The organism is Halopseudomonas salegens (assembly GCF_900105655.1).
Taxonomy (GTDB): Bacteria; Pseudomonadota; Gammaproteobacteria; order Pseudomonadales; family Pseudomonadaceae; genus Halopseudomonas; species Halopseudomonas salegens.
The window spans coordinates 1,858,651-1,875,851 of the sequence record NZ_LT629787.1; the positions used below are offsets into that span (position 1 = coordinate 1,858,651).

Below are 17,201 nucleotides of genomic sequence, written 5' to 3' on the forward strand. Positions count from 1 at the left end.
ATCCATGCTCAAACGCATCTTGACCTCCCCACTGGCAGTGCTTGTCGCCTGTGGCCTGTACCTGCCAACCACCTTGGCTGCAGATATTACCGCTACCCTGCCCGCTGCTGGCGGCTTCGTTATCAAAGGCTCCGATGGCGACGAGCGCATGCGCGTTGATGATGATGGCGCCGTCATTTTGCCTACCATTCCCACGTCAGCCGCAGGTGATACCGTGCTGTGTTATGACGCGTCAGGCATCCTGGGGCCCTGCGCCGCTGGCGTAGCCGTCGGCCCTGAGGGACCTCAGGGCCCCGAAGGTCAAGTGGGCCCGCAGGGGCCTGAAGGCCCGACAGGTCCGCAGGGCCTGACGGGGCCACCCGGCATTCAAGGTCCAGTCGGGCAAACCGGCAATACGGGTGCCACCGGTCCGCAAGGTATCCAGGGCCCACAAGGCGTGCCGGGGACTCTGGGGGTATTTGGCACCAATACGGGCAATGCCGCCGCCGGAAATACTAACGATTGCATCATGGGTACGCTGATACTGACTGCGGCGAATGTCGGGCCCGGTTTGCCTGCCAACGGGCAACTGCTGCCCATTTCCTCCAACACCGCTTTATTTGCTTTGTTGGGTACCAAGTTTGGCGGCAACGGATCAACCACTTTTGCCCTGCCGGATTTGCGTGATGCTGCCCCTGATGGAACGACCTATATGATCTGTGACGTCGGTATTTTCCCCAGTTATCGCTAGCAGCCGGACTGGCAACGGGTTACTCATGGCAGGCATGCGGCCTGCCATTTGAGGCGCAAACATGCAGTTGACATTACTCTTGCGTTATGAGTATAAGAATTGTTGAATTTTTATTCGCAATATCTCATGAGCCACTAAAGTGCGTGCTTGAAATGCGTGGCTAGAAAACCAGCACCAGTAAACGGAGTTACACAATGAACCTCAAAAGTTTTTGCACCGTCTCGATCGGCCTCCTTTGTCTGCTTTCTTTTGGCGTTGCCAATGCCGCTACCGTCTCCTATTCGATAACGCCCCCCTCCCTGCTCTTTGCTGATCCCGGTTACACACCTGATGGCAACGTGACGGCCACTGTTGCCGACACCCTCGACTGTACTGATGGCACTTTTACCGTTAACGCCAGTCCCGTTGCTGCCAGCGGGCCTGGCGGTTCGACGCCACCCTTAACTGCAGTCACAACGTATATCGGGTTCCCTGCAGGCAGTAACTTTTCCTTCAACAACGCCGGTTACGGTCAATACCAGATAACAACGACGACCACGGCCTGTGCCACAGGCACGCCACCCGACCCCATTGTCAATATCGTCACCCTCAGAGAAGCGAAGCCCATTCCAAGCCTGTCTCAACTCGGCCTGATTATCATGGCATTGATGATGGGCATGGGTGCTGTGGTCATGCGCCGCCGCCAGGCCTGAGACCGCTGACAACCTGACATCAAAGCGTCACTTTCCCACCCTACCCTTGGCCTGTACCTATCAGGCCAAGGGGCAAGCATGAAAGTTGCTGTAGTGGGAACAGGTTACGTCGGTTTGTCAGTTGCGGTATTGCTGTCCCAGCGTCACCAGGTTGTCGCGCTGGATATTGATCAGGAAAAAATCGAGCTGATCAGACAGCAGGTCAGCCCGATTGTCGATACCGATATCCAGCATTATCTGCAGAACGTCCCGCTCGACCTCACGGCCACCTGTGACCCGGTCCTGGCCTATCAGGATGCTGATATTGTGGTGATCGCCACCCCGACCGATTACGACCCCCAGACCAATTACTTCGATACCAGCAGCGTTGAGACAGTTGCCCGCGCCGCCCTGGCCTGCAACCCGACGGCCTGCCTGATTATCAAGTCCACCATCCCACAGGGTTTTACACGCCAGCTAAGAGCAACACTGAATCATGAGCGCATTATTTTCGCGCCAGAGTTTTTGCGTGAGGGCAAAGCCCTGCATGACAACCTCTACCCATCACGCCTGGTGCTGGGAGCGCGCAATCAGTGCGCGGAGCTGTTTGCCGAACTGATGCTGGAAGCTGTGCTCGGGCCAGCGCCTGAGGTGTTGTTTACCGATGCCGACGAGGCCGAAGCGATCAAGCTGTTCGCCAACACCTATCTGGCCATGCGGATTGCCTACTTCAATGAACTGGACAGCTTTGCCGAGTCTCACAACCTGGATAGCCGACAAATCATTGCCGGCGTCGGGCTGGACCCGCGCATCGGACAACACTACAACAACCCTTCGTTCGGTTACGGTGGCTACTGCCTGCCAAAAGATACCCGCCAGCTACTGGCCAACTATGCCAATGTGCCCAGCACGCTGATAAAAGCCATTGTGGCTGCCAACACGACGCGCAAGGACTTTATTGCCGATGCCATTCTGAGCCGCAAACCAGCCCGGGTCGGCATTTACCGTCTGGTAATGAAAAGCGCTTCCGACAATATCCGCTCATCTGCCGTTCAGGGCATCATGAAACGAATCAAGGCCAAAGGTGTACCGGTCCAGGTGTATGAACCGGTACTCGAGGACAGCAGCTTCTTCAATTCACCCGTGGTGACCGATCTTGCCGCGTTCAAACAGGATTGCGACCTGATTATCGCCAACCGCATGACCGATGAGCTGAATGACGTCAGGCACAAGGTGTATACCCGGGACCTGTTTGGCCGTGATTGAACAGCCATTGATCCCGGCCTAGTCGTTTATCAAGGCGCGATAGCGCTCACTCAAGGTGTCGATGTCATAAGCCCTTTCAGGCGCAATGCGCTCAAGCTGCAGTTCGGGCCCTTCATCAGTCAGATAATCGTAACCAGCCTGCTGCAAGCGATTTGCCGGATCGAGCCGCTGATAGAAGTCTCTGCGCTCTAGCCGACTGGCTTTATCAACCATTTTCAAATGGTACAAATGGAACCGGGCACGATGAATTTTTCCGCCTTCATGCAGCACATCAGTGAACCAGTCACCATGAAAGGCCTTGGTACCAGGCAAATGTATCGATCCCTTTGGCACACTGAAAAAACAACCGGTTTGCTTGCTACCCCATAATCCATCGACCCGGTATTGCAGGGGGTCATCCCACAGTTCACGCATGGACAGTGACAGAACGGCTTGTTTTCCTGGTTCAAAGCAACCCGCCAGCTCATGTATTTGCTCTAGAAAGAGACGTTCAAAGCGTTGATCGGCATCACAGGTCAGCACCCAGTCGTATCCCAGGTCTTGCGCTTTCTGCAGCAAGCGTCGGCGGTTTTCCGGTTCATTCCACTCGCGCGTGCTGCTCGCCGGATTGTGCAGACACTCAACGACGGCCGGATGAGCAGCCAGTATTGCGGCGGTGGCATCGGTAGAGCCATCATCCAGCGCAATAATCCCATCCACATAGCCCGCCAGGTGGTCCAGACAGCCGGGCAAATCACGCTCTTCATCATGCAACTGCATCAGACAAGCAATACGCGGCTTCCACTGCGCTGTCGGGGCAGAGCCGAGAATCCCTGCCTCACAATGGCGACAACTGAAAGCTTTGGCGTAATGTTGATGATTGCCGCACACTGAACAACGCCGTCTGGAACCCGCTTTTGCTGGTTCGATAAATGGAACCGTCTTCCTTATTGAGCTTTCCCAGTCGATTCCAGTGGTATTTTTTATTGGCCCTGAGCACAAGGCCACACGGGCAAAATCCTGCCCCCAACTTGCATCGTTTGCCTGAGCTGTGGAGATAGCACACTTTCGAAAAATGTCGTCCGCATCATATTGCTCACCACCCCTGCGCAAGCGATCTTCCAGGTGCAACAAGCGCATATGCGGGCAAAACAGATTCTGGTAACCAGCCAGCTCCATGCGAACGCGCAGATTGTCATCATCACCGCCCCAGACAGTGAAGTTTTCGTCATATCCATGCACGGCTTCAAAGGCCGCTTTGGGCGCACAAATGGAACCGTAGAAGCTGGCAATCCGGAAAATATCCGGGACAGCACAGTCAAACTGTCGGGCCAATTCCTGCGCCTGCTGCAGATAGGCAGCGTGATCCCGATAGAGGTGCGGGTTGGTATATAAATGGCTTTCCAGCTCCTCAAAACAGGCAAAACCGACCTGACCCAAAGCAATCGCTTGCGGGTATTCCAGTAACGTCCTGAGGGCGGCCGCAGGCACATCGGTGACACAGGCAGATTCAGGCGACATCACCAGCACATAATCACCCTGCGCATGCCGCAGACCCACGTTGATGGCGCAACATGGCGGGCGCCAGTCATGCGGCTGATCATTGACCACGACTTGCCAGCGAATATCGGGATAGAAGTTCAGCAGTTCAAGCACGGCCTGCTCTTCAGAGGGCTCATCCATCACCAGGATGACTTCAATGCCTGACCGGGCAAAATACAAGGCGTTGATGGGCAACACACGCCGCATATCGGCCAATTTTCGAAACCAGGGCATGACAATGCTCAGTACGGGGCGGCCATCAGGCTGACTGGGGAGCGGAGCCAGGGCAAACAGCGGTTTTTTCGGCCTGTCTGGCAAGGCTGGCTGCTGAGTATCTGCTGGCTGATCATTGGCGGCTGCCTGCCCACAACAGTGTTTATAGCGTTTACCGCTTCCGCAGGAACAGGGCGCGTTGCGTGACTGTGTGCTCAATGCTTGTCCTCACTGATTGAATCGAACCATATCGAATCATGCCTTCCTCGCTGCCGCAACCGGAAAAGCGTTTGATTTCATCAGACTGTAACAGTACTGACAGCCTGTGTATGATGCGCGCTTGAGCACTCAGTTCTTGTCAAGGATGCCATGACTCTCACCCTAGCCTCACTGATTCTGACCCTGCTGGGCATGCTGCTCGGTCTGCGCGCGATCAGCGCGGCCGCACCCCGGATTGCCTTCGCTGCCCTGTGTTGGTTGCAGCTGTTCCTGCTGGGCGCTTACTGGCTGGCGAATCATCTGAGCGGAGTCGGTATCGATGAGTCGGTGATTTATCACTTGCAGGAGGATATGCAAGGGATGGGGCTGGTCCCGTTTCTGGACCTCATCATCTTCAGTGCACTCTATCTGCTTGCCATTTTCGTGCTCAGCGGTCTGATTGTCCGCTTCAGCCGAGCTGCGGGCGTCAAAGCCGGCTCAGGCTGGCGTCGAATCAGCGGATTTGTCGCTCTCTGTGCTGCCCTGGCATTCAATCCGGCCAGCCATGACATCGTGGAGCTGTACATGCCGAGCGCGCTCATGGAGGGCATGGAAATACCGGTCGAATACCAGGCAGTAAACCACTTGCCTGCCACCAGGGAACCGAAAAACCTGGTTGTCCTGTATCTGGAATCCGTGGAAGACACCTATTTCGACGATGCACTTTTCCCCGATTTGCTTCCCGAGCTGAGCGCACTGAAAGAAACCGCCATCAGCTTCAGCGATATTCGCCAGGTTCACGGTACCAGCTGGACCATTGCCGGCATGACCGCTTCCCAGTGCGGCATTCCCCTTGTCACCCCGGGCAGCGGAAACAGCCAGGGCGGGCTTGATCAATTCCTGCCCAAGGCCATTTGTCTGGGCGACTTGCTGGCTGCACACAATTACCACTTGAACTATATGGGTGGCGCCACACTCAGCTTCGCCGGCAAGGGCCGCTTTTACGCCAGCCACGGTTTCACTGAGATTGACGGGCGCGATGAATTGCTGCCTGCGCAAGCTGACCCTGACTACCACTCCACCTGGGGCCTGTATGACGACACATTATACGACCTGGCTACCGAACGCCTGCACGAGCTGCATGCGGCCCCTGCCCCCTTCGGCCTGTTTCTGTTGACGCTGGATACCCACCATCCCGACGGACACATGTCTCGTAGCTGTGCCGATGTGGTCTATCAGAATGGCGACAACCCGATACTGAACAGCGTGCATTGTACCGACCGTCTGGCTGCCGGCTTTATCCGCCGGTTTCTTGCCAGCGAGGCTGCCGAAGACACCGTTCTGGTGGTGCTGTCCGATCATCTGGCAATGCCGAATACTGCAACCACGCTGTTGCAACAGGGAACCAGACGCAACCTGGTGATGCTCTTCACCCCGGATCAGCCCAGCGCACAGATCAACAAGCCCGGTTCATTGCTGGATGTCGCCCCGACGATCAAGCAGGCAATCGGGTTTGACAGCCCGTCTCTCGGCCTGGGGCGTTCGTTACTGGCTGATGTCCCTACCCTGGTGGAGTCGCAGCCAGATACAGATGAGTGGTTAAGAACCTACCGCCCGCTGTTTCAGAGCATGTGGTCTTACCCGGACATCAAGGAGGGCATTCTGATTGACCCGGCGGCAAAAACGGTTCAGCTGGGTCAACGACAGCTGGATTACCCCGTTCTGTTTTTGCTCAACGAGCAACAGGCCATTACCGAGGTCTACTTCAATGACGCAAACCCTGCCACCCTGACCCGCGAAGTAAGCAATCTGACGCAGGACCAGCCATTTATCTGGATAGACGAGTGCCGCAAACAATCCACCCGTCATGCCGACGAAGGCGAGTGTCTGTTATTCGGGCATCTTGGTCAGAGCGCACCCATGACCCCCGAACCGGTCAACGAACAACCGCTGCTGAGTTATGACCGGGTGCGCCAGGCAATGGATTCCCCCGCACTGGACGCTACCCGTTATACGACAAGGCAACAGCAACTGACGTCCATTGAGCAGACCTTGCGCACCCGTGAACACCAGTTTGCTGCCCATGATACGGATCCCATGCATGATGCTGAGTACTTGCTGCATTCATTTTCCGGCCCCGGAGTTACCTCCGCCGTACAAAACCTGGGGACCGACCAGACCCTGCCGCTTCAACGCGGGCTGACGCTGGTAGGGTTCTCCGCGAGGGAAGACGCTGCCATCCTGGCTCATGTCGATACCTGTCAGTTGGCTGAGCAGTCAGAAACCGCCGAACCCGGTGTTTTCCGGCACGCGATCGACAATGCCGAGCAATACAGCGCTTTCGCGGTGATAGCCCATGACAGCGCCCAATGTGGAGCGGTCGACTTCTCACCACTGTTTGCCAGCACACCCTTTACCCAGTGGGGCAATATCGGTTTTCGGGCACCTTATATCGGCATCATGACCCGCTCGGGAAAAGTTCAGGAACACGTCGGGCGGTTTGGTGAAAACCTCAGCGTGCATGCCGAACACTTCATCAGCCCAGAGCCCTGAAAAAACGCCGAGCGACCTTACGATTGTCATGCCTGGCTCTGATCATGTCTCTACAGCAAACCGTGACCGCAGCAATACGGGTTGATAAGCTCGTACACTACATTGATGTTGCCGGGCCCCAAGGCCATGCCTTTACAGCGAGTAGAATGCCATGCAAAAACCTCTGACCTGCTTCAAAGCCTATGATATTCGCGGCCAACTCGGCACCGAACTGAATGAAGAGATTGCCTACCGCATTGGCCGCGCTTTTGCTCGCTTCCTGCAGCCGCGCCGCATCGTGCTCGGGGGCGACGTGCGCGAGAGCTCACCGCAACTGAAAGCGGCGCTGGCCAATGGGCTTCGCGATGAGGGCGTAACGGTCTGGGATCTGGGGATGACCGGTACGGAGGAAGTCTATTTTGCTGCCTTTCACCTGACCGTTGACGGCGGAATCGAAGTAACGGCGTCGCATAACCCGATCGACTACAACGGCTTCAAGCTGGTTCGCGAAGGGGCCCGCCCCATTTCTGCAGATACCGGCCTGGCCGATATCCGACAGATGGCAGAAGCGATGGATATAGCGCTGGTCGACGGCAAGGACCCCGCCGTCGCCGAGTCCGACCGTGGCGACTACCGCAAGATTGATAACCGCGCCGATTACATCGAGCATCTGATGGGATACATCAACCCGCAGAACTTCACGCCCCTGCGAATTGTCGTCAATGCCGGCAATGGCGCTGCCGGTCCGGCCATCGATGCGCTGGAAGCGGCATTTACCGAGCGGGCGATTCCTGTTGAGCTGATCAAGATCTGTCATACCCCGGATGGCAGCTTCCCCAACGGCATTCCCAATCCCTTGCTGGAAGAAAATCGCGGCATGACCCGTGATGCGGTGCTGGAACACAAAGCCGACATGGGCATTGCCTGGGATGGTGACTTTGACCGCTGTTTTCTGTTTGACGAGCAGGGCCGTTTTATCGAGGGCTACTATATCGTTGGCCTGTTGGCGGAGGCCTTTTTGAAGAAGGAGCCCGGGGCGCGCATCATCCATGACCCGCGCCTGGTGTGGAACACCATCGAACAGGTTGCCAACAATGATGGGGTTGCCGTACAGACCAAGGCCGGGCACGCGTTTATCAAAGAACGGATGCGCCTGGAAGACGCAGCCTATGGCGGCGAGATGAGTGCTCACCACTATTTCCGCGACTTTGCCTACTGTGACAGCGGAATGATCCCGTGGCTTCTGGTAGCCGAGCTGGTTTGCCGCAAGCAACAGCCCCTCTCAACCCTGGTGGATGCCCGCATCGCAGCCTTCCCTTCCTCGGGTGAGATCAACCTCACCGTGGCCGACGCCGGCGCCGTATTGAGCCACATTGAAAAACTGTATACGCCTGATGCCATTGATGTCGACTATACCGACGGCATCAGTCTCTGCTTCAAGGAATGGCGCTTCAATCTGCGCGCATCGAATACTGAACCGGTTATTCGCCTTAATGTAGAAAGTCGCGGCGATATGGCGCTGATGGAAAACAAGACCCAATCTTTGCTCGAGGCGATAAAAGCATTGCCAGCGGGTAGTGTCTGATTGTTTTTTGGCGTCAAAACTTGACACTTTCAATATTTGCTGCGCTGACATACAGTTCTTCGGCAAACAATTTTTGCCACTTTCAATGAGCTGAAACGGCGCACCATGTTCATGCATGCAGTTGCCTTGCAGCTCGAAACGGATTTTAAATGCAAGGAGTACTTCATGTATCTGAAGAAAGCTTATGTCGCCAGCTTTTTGCTGATGACCAGCTTGCCTGTAGTTGCACAAGAAGGTGAACCCGGTTTTGATATTGGTTGGGGCAGCGGCTTGAACGCCATTCCCTTGGGCGGCTGGGCGACCGCTCTGATTACGTTGTCCATGCTGGTTACCGCCGGCATTTTCTTCAAGCAACGCAAAGCCGGTGGTGGTGTGGCTGCAGTTGTACTCTCGGCCAGCATTGCCGTGATTGGCTACCAGCAGGATGTGCTGGCCCTGCCCTCTTTGGTCGACAGGCTTATTGACAGCCCCAGTGGCAGCGACTTCCTCAGCTGCATTGAGACAGATGGCTGGGAAATCAGCACCAATCAGCCCAATGGCATTGTGTTTACGCGTATCGAACCAAACTTTGGTTTGATCCGACTCTCTGAGGGCGAGCCACTGCAACCAAAGCTAGGTGGCACATGCTCGCTCAACGATCGCCTGATGCCTGGCGAAACCTGCACCCTTGAATGCAGCTTCGGTGAAATCCCCATCGATCAGTTTCCGCAATAAACCGCCCTTCCGGCAGGCACTCGCCTGTGCCTGCCGGATTGCCACCAATTGCCCCCGAGCGCCAGCCAAGGTAGCATTGCCGGCCATATTTCCAAGGCAACAGGTCGGCCATTTATGAAGATTCTGGTTACCGGTGGTGCAGGCTTTATCGGCAGTGCAGTTATTCGCCATCTGATTGCCCATACGGAACATGCCGTCGGCAATATTGACTGCCTGACCTATGCCGGCAACCTGGAGTCGCTGGGCGACGCAGCAGACTCACCCCGCTACACCTTCTACCAACATGATATCTGCGATGCGCAGGCAATGGCGCAGGTATTTGCCGAGTTTTGCCCGGATGCCGTGATGCATCTGGCGGCAGAGTCACACGTTGACCGTTCGATTGATGGCCCGGCTGATTTTATCAATACCAATATCATGGGTACCTATACCCTGCTGGAAACGGCACGCCAGTACTGGGCACAGCTGCCCGCTGAACAGGCCAGGCATTTTCGCTTCCATCATGTTTCCACCGATGAAGTCTATGGCGACCTGGAAGGAACTGATGACCTGTTCACCGAGCAGACGGCGTACGCTCCCAGCTCACCCTACTCGGCCTCCAAAGCCAGCTCAGACCACCTGGTCAGAGCCTGGCATCGCACCTGGGGGCTTCCAGTCCTGATTACCAACTGCTCGAACAACTACGGGCCGTGCCATTTCCCGGAAAAACTGGTGCCGCACATGATCCTCAATGCGCTGCATGGCAAACCCTTGCCGGTTTATGGTGACGGGTCGCAAATACGTGACTGGTTGTTTGTTGAAGACCACGCTGCGGCCCTGGTTGAAGTGATTTCCCGGGGACAGCCAGGAGAAACTTACAATATTGGTGGTCACAACGAAAAGCGTAACCTCGAGGTGGTGGAAACCTTGTGTGCGCTGCTTGAAGAACTGGCGCCGGAAAAACCTGCCGGGGTGGCACATTACCGCGATCTGATCACCTTTGTGCGCGACCGGCCAGGTCACGATGTACGCTACGCCATTGATGCCGGCAAGATTCAGCGCGAGCTGGGCTGGACACCAGCGGAGACCTTCGACTCGGGTATGCGCAAAACGGTGCAATGGTATCTGGACAATCCACAGTGGTGGCAACGTGTGCTCTCTGGTGAGTACACGCTGAATCGTATCGGCACTCAGGGTTGATAGCCCACTGATTTACTGACAGGAACATGAATGAGCAAGCTCAAGGGCATTATTCTCGCCGGTGGCTCGGGCAGCCGGCTGCACCCGATTACTATTGGCGTGTCCAAACAACTGCTGCCGGTTTACAACAAACCGATGATTTATTATCCGCTGTCGGTACTGATGCTGGCCGGTATCCGCGATGTGCTGGTGATCTCTACCCCGGAAGACATGCCGGGCTTTGAACGCTTGCTGGGCAACGGCGAGCAGTTTGGTTTGCAGATCAGTTATGCCGTGCAAGCCGAGCCCAACGGGCTGGCGGAAGCCTTCATCATTGGTGCTGACTTCATCGGTGACAGCAATGTATGCCTGGTCCTGGGTGACAACATTTTCTACGGGCACTTCACCGATACCCTGCGCGAGGCAGCTGCCCGCCCAACCGGAGCAACCGTGTTCGGCTATCACGTCACTGACCCGGAACGTTTCGGTGTGGTCGAGTTCGACAACCAGGGGCGAGCAATCAGCCTGGAAGAAAAGCCGACACAGCCAAAATCCAACTACGCGGTAACCGGGCTGTATTTTTATGACAACGATGTGATTGATATTGCCCGCAATATCCAGCCTTCGCAGCGCGGTGAGCTGGAAATTACCGACGTCAATCGCGCCTACATGGAGCGTGGCGACCTGAATGTGACCTTGCTCGGGCGCGGCTTTGCCTGGCTGGATACCGGCACCCATGACTCACTGCTGGAGGCAGGGCAATTCGTGCAGACGCTGGAGCACCGCCAGGGCTTGCAGGTTGCCTGTCTGGAAGAGATCGCCTTTTCACAGAACTGGATCGACCGGGACCAACTTGAACGCCAGGGACAAGCCCTGGCAAAAACCGCTTACGGCCAATATCTGCTGCGCCTGGCAGAGGATCATTGATGAAGGTAATACCTACCCGACTGCCCGACTGCGTCATCATAGAACCCCGTGTATTCGGGGATGAGCGCGGTTTTTTTCTGGAGACCTTTCAGCTTGCCCGCTACGCCGAGCAAGCCGGGATCACCCTGCCCTTTGTGCAAGACAACCATTCGCGTTCCAGACGCGGCGTTCTCCGTGGCTTGCACTTTCAGATCAACAAACCCCAGGGCAAACTGGTGCGCGTTGTCTCGGGCGAGGTATTTGATGTGGCGGTGGATCTGCGTCCCGACTCGCCCGCATACGGCCAGTGGGAGGGGGTAATGCTCTCGGCCGAGAACAAGCGTCAATTCTGGGTACCGCCGGGCTTCGCACATGGTTTTGTTGTGCTCTCGGAGGAAGCCGACTTCGAGTACAAATGCACTGATTACTACGACCCTGACGACGAGGGCGTTATCCGCTGGGACGACCCGGAGCTGGCAATTGCCTGGCCACAGGGCCTGGAATTTACCTTGTCGGCCAAGGATACCGCCGCAGGCAGCTTTAATGAGTACCGCCAGGCATGAAGATTTTGCTGACCGGCGCCAATGGCCAGCTTGGCCGCTGCCTGCAGGATGTGTTGGCCGCTACCGAGCATGCATGGCTCGCCTGCAGCCGCGAACAACTGGATATCACCAATGCCCGGCAGGTACAGCAGCAGGTGTCACACTTCCAGCCCGAGGTGATCATCAACGCAGCGGCCTGGACCGGCGTTGACAGTGCTGAAACCCATGCCGAGTCGGCATGGAAGATCAACGCGGAAGCGGTCGCGTTATTGGCCCAGGCCGCCAACAGCGTGAATGCCCGGCTGATTCAGGTATCAACGGATTATGTGTTTGACGGCAACCACCAGCAACCCTGGCGGGAGACGGACCCTACCCGGCCCCTGGGGGTTTACGGCGCCAGCAAGCTGGCTGGCGAGCAGGCTGCCGCGCAAGCCAATGAGCATATTATCGTGCGCACGGCCTGGGTCTTCAGCGCCTATGGCAACAATTTTCTCAAGACCATGCTGCGCCTGGCTGGCGAACGGGATGAGCTGGGCATCGTTGCCGACCAGACCGGCACTCCGACCTGGGCGGGTGATCTGGCGCAAACGCTGGTGCAATTGATTGGCATCCCGCATGCGCGCGGCATTTACCACTTTTCCGGTGGCACGCCCTGCACCTGGTTTGATTTTGCCAGCGCAATTTTTGCCGCGCTGAAAGCCGGCGATCCCGACGCCAGGATCCCGCTACTGAAACCGGTAAGCACCGCCGAATTTCCTACGCCAGCCAAGCGCCCGGCCTGGTCGGTTCTGGATGACCAGCGCCTGCAAGAGCTGCTGCCCGGGTCTCGGGGCAACTGGGGCGCCGCGCTGGAGTCAGTGATAAGCGCCTGCCACCAGGCAGATTGATGACCTGCCACCCCTCGCCTTGACACACCTGCCGCAGCCGCCTGGGCCAGACCAATTGGTACTGGCCTGCAGGGCTGGTATACTGCGCTGCTAAACGATCAGGGAAGATCCTAATTCAAATTGCCAGCCTAGTGTAGGAGATAGCTTGTGGAACGCGAATTCATGGAGTTTGACGTTGTCATCGTAGGCGCAGGCCCGTCCGGCCTTGCAGCTGCCTGTCGATTGAAGAAAGAAGCCGCCGAAGCCGGCCAGGATGTGAGTGTTTGCGTCGTGGAGAAAGGCTCGGAGGTTGGCGCTCACATTCTGTCTGGTGCCGTTTTTGAACCGCGCGCCCTGGAAGAGCTGTTTCCTGACTGGAAAGAGCTCGGTGCCCCGCTGAACGTCCCGGTTGCGCGTGATGACATCTACATGCTTACCAGCGAAGAAAAAAGCACTAAAGTCCCCAACTTTTTTGTGCCGAAAACCATGCACAATGAAGGCAACTACATCATCTCCCTGGGCAATCTCTGCCGCTGGCTGGCCGAACAGGCAGAAAACCTCGGTGTCGAGGTGTATCCCGGTTTTGCCGCTCAGGAAGCACTGATTGATGACAAGGGTGTTGTGCGCGGCATCATTACCGGCGATCTGGGTGTTGACCGCGAAGGCAATCCCAAGCCGGGCGTGCATACGCCGGGTATGGAACTGCGCGCCAAGTACACCCTGTTTGCCGAAGGCTGCCGTGGCCACATTGGCAAGCAGTTGATTGCCAAGTACAAGCTCGATAGCGAAGCCGATGCCCAGCATTACGGTATCGGCATCAAGGAACTGTGGGAAATCGATCCGGCCAAACATGAACCCGGCCTGGTCGTGCATACCGCCGGCTGGCCGATGGAAATCATGGGCAGTGAAAATACTGGCGGCTCATTCCTTTACCACATTGAGGACAACCAGGTGGTGGTTGGTCTGATTGTCGACCTGTCCTACAGCAACCCGCACCTGTCACCCTTTGACGAGTTCCAGCGCCTCAAGCACCACCCCAAACTGAAGCAATACCTGGAAGGCGGCAAGCGCCTGGCTTATGGCGCCCGTGCCATTTGCAAAGGCGGCTACAACTCGCTGCCGAAATCAGTCTTCCCCGGTGGTGTTCTGATCGGTTGTGACCTCGGCACGCTGAACTTTGCCAAGATCAAGGGCAGCCACACGGCCATGAAATCCGGCATGCTGGCAGCGGATGCCGTACTCAAGGCACTGAAAGACGGTCGCGAGGGGGGTGACGAGCTGAACGAATACCCCGAACTGTTCAAGAACAGCTGGCTGTACGATGACCTCTTCCGCGCCCGCAACTTCGGCCCGGCGATTCACAAGTTCGGTACCTTCTTTGGTGCTGCCTTCAACTTTGTGGACCAGAACCTGTTCGGCGGCAAGATTCCGGTAACCCTGCGTGACACCACGCCGGATTACGCTTGCATGAAAAAGGCCTCCGAGGCTGAAAAGATTGCCTATCCCAAGCCAGATGGCAAGCTGAGCTTCGACAAGCTGTCTTCGGTCTTCATGTCCAATACCAACCACGAAGAAGATCAGCCAGTGCACCTGACACTGAAAGATCCGAACGTGCCACTGGACGTCAACCTGCCACAATACGATGAGCCGGCACAGCGCTACTGCCCGGCTGGTGTCTACGAGATTGTGACCAGCGAAGAAAGCGGCGAGAAGAAATTCCAGATCAATGCGCAGAACTGCGTGCATTGCAAAACCTGCGACATCAAGGATCCGTCGCAGAATATCAACTGGATCGCGCCTGAGGGTACCGGCGGCCCGAATTACCCGAACATGTAATAGTCGCCGTCGAAAAAACCCACTGCTTGCAGTGGGTTTTTTTATGGCTGTGCACAATGATTTGCATTGGGCACAAAAAAACCCCGGGGATCAACCCGGGGTTTTCAATGTCTGGCGCAGCGGACGGGACTCGAACCCGCGACCCCCGGCGTGACAGGCCGGTATTCTAACCAACTGAACTACCGCTGCGCTGAGTTACAGGGGCTGGACTGGCCGACACCGCTGAACTGGGGCGCATTCTATCTCTTTTTGGTGGCGAGTCAAGCACTTGCAGCACAAATCAGCCGCCCGACAAAAAGTTGCATAAAAAGGTAAGCTGGTCCAACCAGAGAAAACAATCTCTTGCGAGGAACCTATGCCCGCTATCGGCTGGATATTTATCATATTGGCCTTCGGTATGGTGCTGAGTAGTCTGTTGCTGTTGCGCGACAGCGCCAACACCATGCCAATCAGCCCGGAAAAACTGGCCCGCATCAAGGAGCGTCAGGCACAGCTCGAGGCGGAAGAGGCCAAAGAAAAACAGGCGGAAGAGAACCGGCCGGATTAACGTCTGAGAGGCCTCCTGGTTCAGCCTCCCTGCGTTTGACGGCAGGGCTGGCAAAGGCATGGGCTACGAAGTAGGATAATGAACAGTCTGTAAAAAATTTCCTACGCAGGGTCATGCCATGCCTACCATTCAACACGCGGACTCCTACTACGCCGCTTCCGCCAATCCCAGCCCGGACCGTCCAGCCTTGAGTGGCTCCACCCGTACTGACGTTTGCGTGATAGGGGCTGGCTTTACCGGTATATCGGCCGGCCTGTTTCTCGCCGAGCAGGGCTTCAAGGTCACCGTGCTCGAGGCAGCCCGCGTCGGCTGGGGCGCTTCCGGGCGAAATGGCGGGCAGATCGTCAACAGTTACAGCCGCGACATTGATGTCATCGAGCGTACCGCTGCGCCCGAACAGGCGGCGTTACTCGGCAAGATGGCGTTTGAAGGCGCGCAGATCATCCGCCAGCGGGTTGCCCGATACGGTATCCAGTGCGATCTCAAGGATGGCGGCATTTTTGCTGCCTTGACCGGCAAGCAGCTTGATCACCTGGAGCAACAACAACGACTGTGGGAGCGCTACGGCAACGACAAACTGAGCCTGCTTGATCAGGCAGACATCGCCCGTCGCGTTGGCAGTTCGCGTTATGTCGGCGGCTTGCTGGATATGAGTGGCGGACATATCCACCCGCTGAATCTGGTACTCGGCGAGGCGGCTGCCCTTGAATCTCTCGGCGGGGTGATCCATGAGCAGTCTGCGGTCACTCGCATTGAACACGGCCAGCCCGCTACCGTGCATACGGCCGATGGGCAGGTCGAAGCACGCTTCGTGATCGTCGCCGGCAATGCCTACCTCGGCAACCTGCTACCGCAGCTGGCTGCAAAATCGATGCCCTGTGGCACCCAGGTCATTACTACCGAAGCACTGGATGAGGACCTGGCGCTCAGCCTGCTGCCCCAGGATGACTGCGTCGAAGATTGCAATTACCTGCTCGATTACTATCGCCTGTCTGCCGATCGGCGGCTGATCTATGGTGGCGGTGTCACTTATGGCGCGCGCGACCCGGCCAATGTCGAAGCCCTGATCCGACCGAAATTGCTCAAGACTTTCCCGCAACTGGAAGGGGTAAGGATTGACTATGCCTGGACCGGAAACTTCCTGCTCACGCTCTCCCGACTGCCCCAGGTCGGCCGACTGGGAGAAAATATCTACTACTCCCAGGGCTGCAGCGGCCACGGTGTTACCTACACGCACCTGGCCGGCAAGGTACTGGCGGAAGCACTGCGCGGCCAAGCCGAACGTTTCGACGCCTTTGCCAGCTTGCCGCACTACCCTTTCCCCGGCGGTCGGCTTTTGCGTGTGCCCTTTACCGCCATGGGTGCCTGGTATTACCAGATGCGGGACAAATTCGGTATTTGATTGTCTATACCTGTTGAGACTTGTCTGACATCAACCGCAGCCATGTCTGAAAACACCAACAGCAAAGGAGTGAAACCTATGTCAACAATGCATTCGATCAAGCGTTACATGGCAGTCATTCTGTCTGTGGTATTTCTGCTCGGCAGCATCAGCGCCGCTTATGCGCAACCCGGCATGATCGGTACCCATGAAGTGGTCGCCGAGCAACAGATGAACGTTGACCGTGAAGCCTTGATCGCCATGCTCGACGAAGGTGCAGTCAAGGACAAGCTGGCCAGTATGGGCGTCTCGTCCGAGCAGGTTGAGCAGCGCATCAACAGCCTGACCACTGCCGAGCTGGCAGAGTTCAACCAGCAGCTCGACAATGCACCAGCCGGCGCCGGGGTGGTGGGTATCATTGCGCTCTTCCTGTTGGTCTTCATCATTACCGATATGCTCTGCGCAACCAATGTCTACAACTTCGTCAATTGCGTGCGATAAACCCGCCGAGGCGGAATGCACTCAGGGGCGCTTG

The 17,201-nt window shown here is 56.7% G+C and carries 15 protein-coding genes, 1 tRNA gene and 1 pseudogene; 14 read left to right on the forward strand and 3 right to left on the reverse strand.

What is annotated here, in order from left to right:
• Positions 1-4 precede the first annotated feature (4 nt).
• From BLU07_RS18070 to BLU07_RS08365, 3 genes are all read left to right on the forward strand, one after another.
• Positions 5-730: a phage tail protein gene (locus tag BLU07_RS18070; RefSeq protein WP_092385943.1), complete on the forward strand. Its 726-nt coding sequence runs from the start codon at positions 5-7 to the stop codon at positions 728-730.
• 194 nt (positions 731-924) lie between these two features.
• Complete coding sequence (locus tag BLU07_RS08360; protein ID WP_092385945.1) at positions 925-1,422, forward strand: IPTL-CTERM sorting domain-containing protein; 498 nt, start codon at positions 925-927, stop codon at positions 1,420-1,422.
• 78 nt (positions 1,423-1,500) lie between these two features.
• On the forward strand, positions 1,501-2,667 hold the full coding sequence (locus BLU07_RS08365) for a nucleotide sugar dehydrogenase (RefSeq protein ID WP_092385947.1): 1,167 nt from the start codon (positions 1,501-1,503) through the stop codon (positions 2,665-2,667).
• A gap of 18 nt (positions 2,668-2,685) precedes the next feature.
• Here BLU07_RS08365 and BLU07_RS08370 read toward each other — a convergent pair whose 3' ends face one another.
• Positions 2,686-4,422 (reverse strand): glycosyltransferase, encoded by a 1,737-nt coding sequence (locus BLU07_RS08370; protein ID WP_231701711.1) that lies wholly within the window; start codon positions 4,420-4,422, stop codon positions 2,686-2,688.
• A 129-nt stretch (positions 4,423-4,551) separates the two neighbouring features.
• Positions 4,552-4,620 (reverse strand): annotated as a pseudogene (locus tag BLU07_RS18075) (SEC-C metal-binding domain-containing protein); the annotation flags it as partial.
• A 150-nt stretch (positions 4,621-4,770) separates the two neighbouring features.
• On the opposite strand from BLU07_RS18075, the gene BLU07_RS08375 reads away from it, so the two are divergent.
• From BLU07_RS08375 to BLU07_RS08410, 8 genes are all read left to right on the forward strand, one after another.
• Positions 4,771-7,152 carry a sulfatase-like hydrolase/transferase gene (locus BLU07_RS08375; RefSeq protein ID WP_092385951.1) on the forward strand — a complete coding sequence of 794 codons (2,382 nt, stop codon included), beginning with the start codon at positions 4,771-4,773 and terminating at the stop codon, positions 7,150-7,152.
• Positions 7,153-7,303: 151 nt separating this feature from the next.
• Complete coding sequence (locus tag BLU07_RS08380) at positions 7,304-8,716, forward strand: phosphohexomutase domain-containing protein (protein WP_092385953.1); 1,413 nt, start codon at positions 7,304-7,306, stop codon at positions 8,714-8,716.
• A gap of 165 nt (positions 8,717-8,881) precedes the next feature.
• Positions 8,882-9,430, forward strand: a complete 549-nt coding sequence (locus tag BLU07_RS08385) for a hypothetical protein (RefSeq protein ID WP_157719152.1) — start codon at positions 8,882-8,884, stop codon at positions 9,428-9,430.
• 114 nt (positions 9,431-9,544) lie between these two features.
• Positions 9,545-10,609 (forward strand): dTDP-glucose 4,6-dehydratase, encoded by a 1,065-nt coding sequence (gene rfbB, locus BLU07_RS08390; protein ID WP_092385957.1) that lies wholly within the window; start codon positions 9,545-9,547, stop codon positions 10,607-10,609.
• A 30-nt stretch (positions 10,610-10,639) separates the two neighbouring features.
• Positions 10,640-11,515 carry a glucose-1-phosphate thymidylyltransferase RfbA gene (rfbA, locus tag BLU07_RS08395; protein WP_092385959.1) on the forward strand — a complete coding sequence of 292 codons (876 nt, stop codon included), beginning with the start codon at positions 10,640-10,642 and terminating at the stop codon, positions 11,513-11,515.
• The gene (gene rfbC, locus BLU07_RS08400) at positions 11,515-12,057 is read left to right on the forward strand and encodes a dTDP-4-dehydrorhamnose 3,5-epimerase (protein WP_092385961.1); all 543 of its coding nucleotides are present in this window, start codon (positions 11,515-11,517) and stop codon (positions 12,055-12,057) included. The genes rfbA and rfbC overlap by 1 nt, the downstream gene beginning before the upstream one ends.
• Complete coding sequence (gene rfbD / locus BLU07_RS08405) at positions 12,054-12,923, forward strand: dTDP-4-dehydrorhamnose reductase (RefSeq protein WP_092385964.1); 870 nt, start codon at positions 12,054-12,056, stop codon at positions 12,921-12,923. The genes rfbC and rfbD overlap by 4 nt, the downstream gene beginning before the upstream one ends.
• A 147-nt stretch (positions 12,924-13,070) precedes the next feature.
• The gene (locus BLU07_RS08410; RefSeq protein WP_092385966.1) at positions 13,071-14,738 is read left to right on the forward strand and encodes an electron transfer flavoprotein-ubiquinone oxidoreductase; all 1,668 of its coding nucleotides are present in this window, start codon (positions 13,071-13,073) and stop codon (positions 14,736-14,738) included.
• Positions 14,739-14,850: 112 nt separating this feature from the next.
• On the opposite strand, the gene BLU07_RS08415 is transcribed toward BLU07_RS08410, so the two are convergent.
• Positions 14,851-14,927, reverse strand: a tRNA-Asp gene (locus BLU07_RS08415).
• A 166-nt stretch (positions 14,928-15,093) separates the two neighbouring features.
• On the opposite strand from BLU07_RS08415, the gene BLU07_RS08420 reads away from it, so the two are divergent.
• The 3 genes from BLU07_RS08420 to BLU07_RS08430 all read left to right on the forward strand — a co-directional run bounded on the left by BLU07_RS08420 (position 15,094) and on the right by BLU07_RS08430 (position 17,167).
• Complete coding sequence (locus BLU07_RS08420; RefSeq protein WP_092385968.1) at positions 15,094-15,285, forward strand: DUF2897 family protein; 192 nt, start codon at positions 15,094-15,096, stop codon at positions 15,283-15,285.
• 118 nt (positions 15,286-15,403) lie between these two features.
• A complete protein-coding gene (locus BLU07_RS08425) occupies positions 15,404-16,687 on the forward strand; it encodes an NAD(P)/FAD-dependent oxidoreductase (RefSeq protein WP_092385970.1) in 1,284 nt (427 codons plus the stop codon).
• Positions 16,688-16,795: 108 nt separating this feature from the next.
• A complete protein-coding gene (locus tag BLU07_RS08430; protein WP_407920108.1) occupies positions 16,796-17,167 on the forward strand; it encodes a PA2779 family protein in 372 nt (123 codons plus the stop codon).
• Positions 17,168-17,201: the final 34 nt, after the last annotated feature.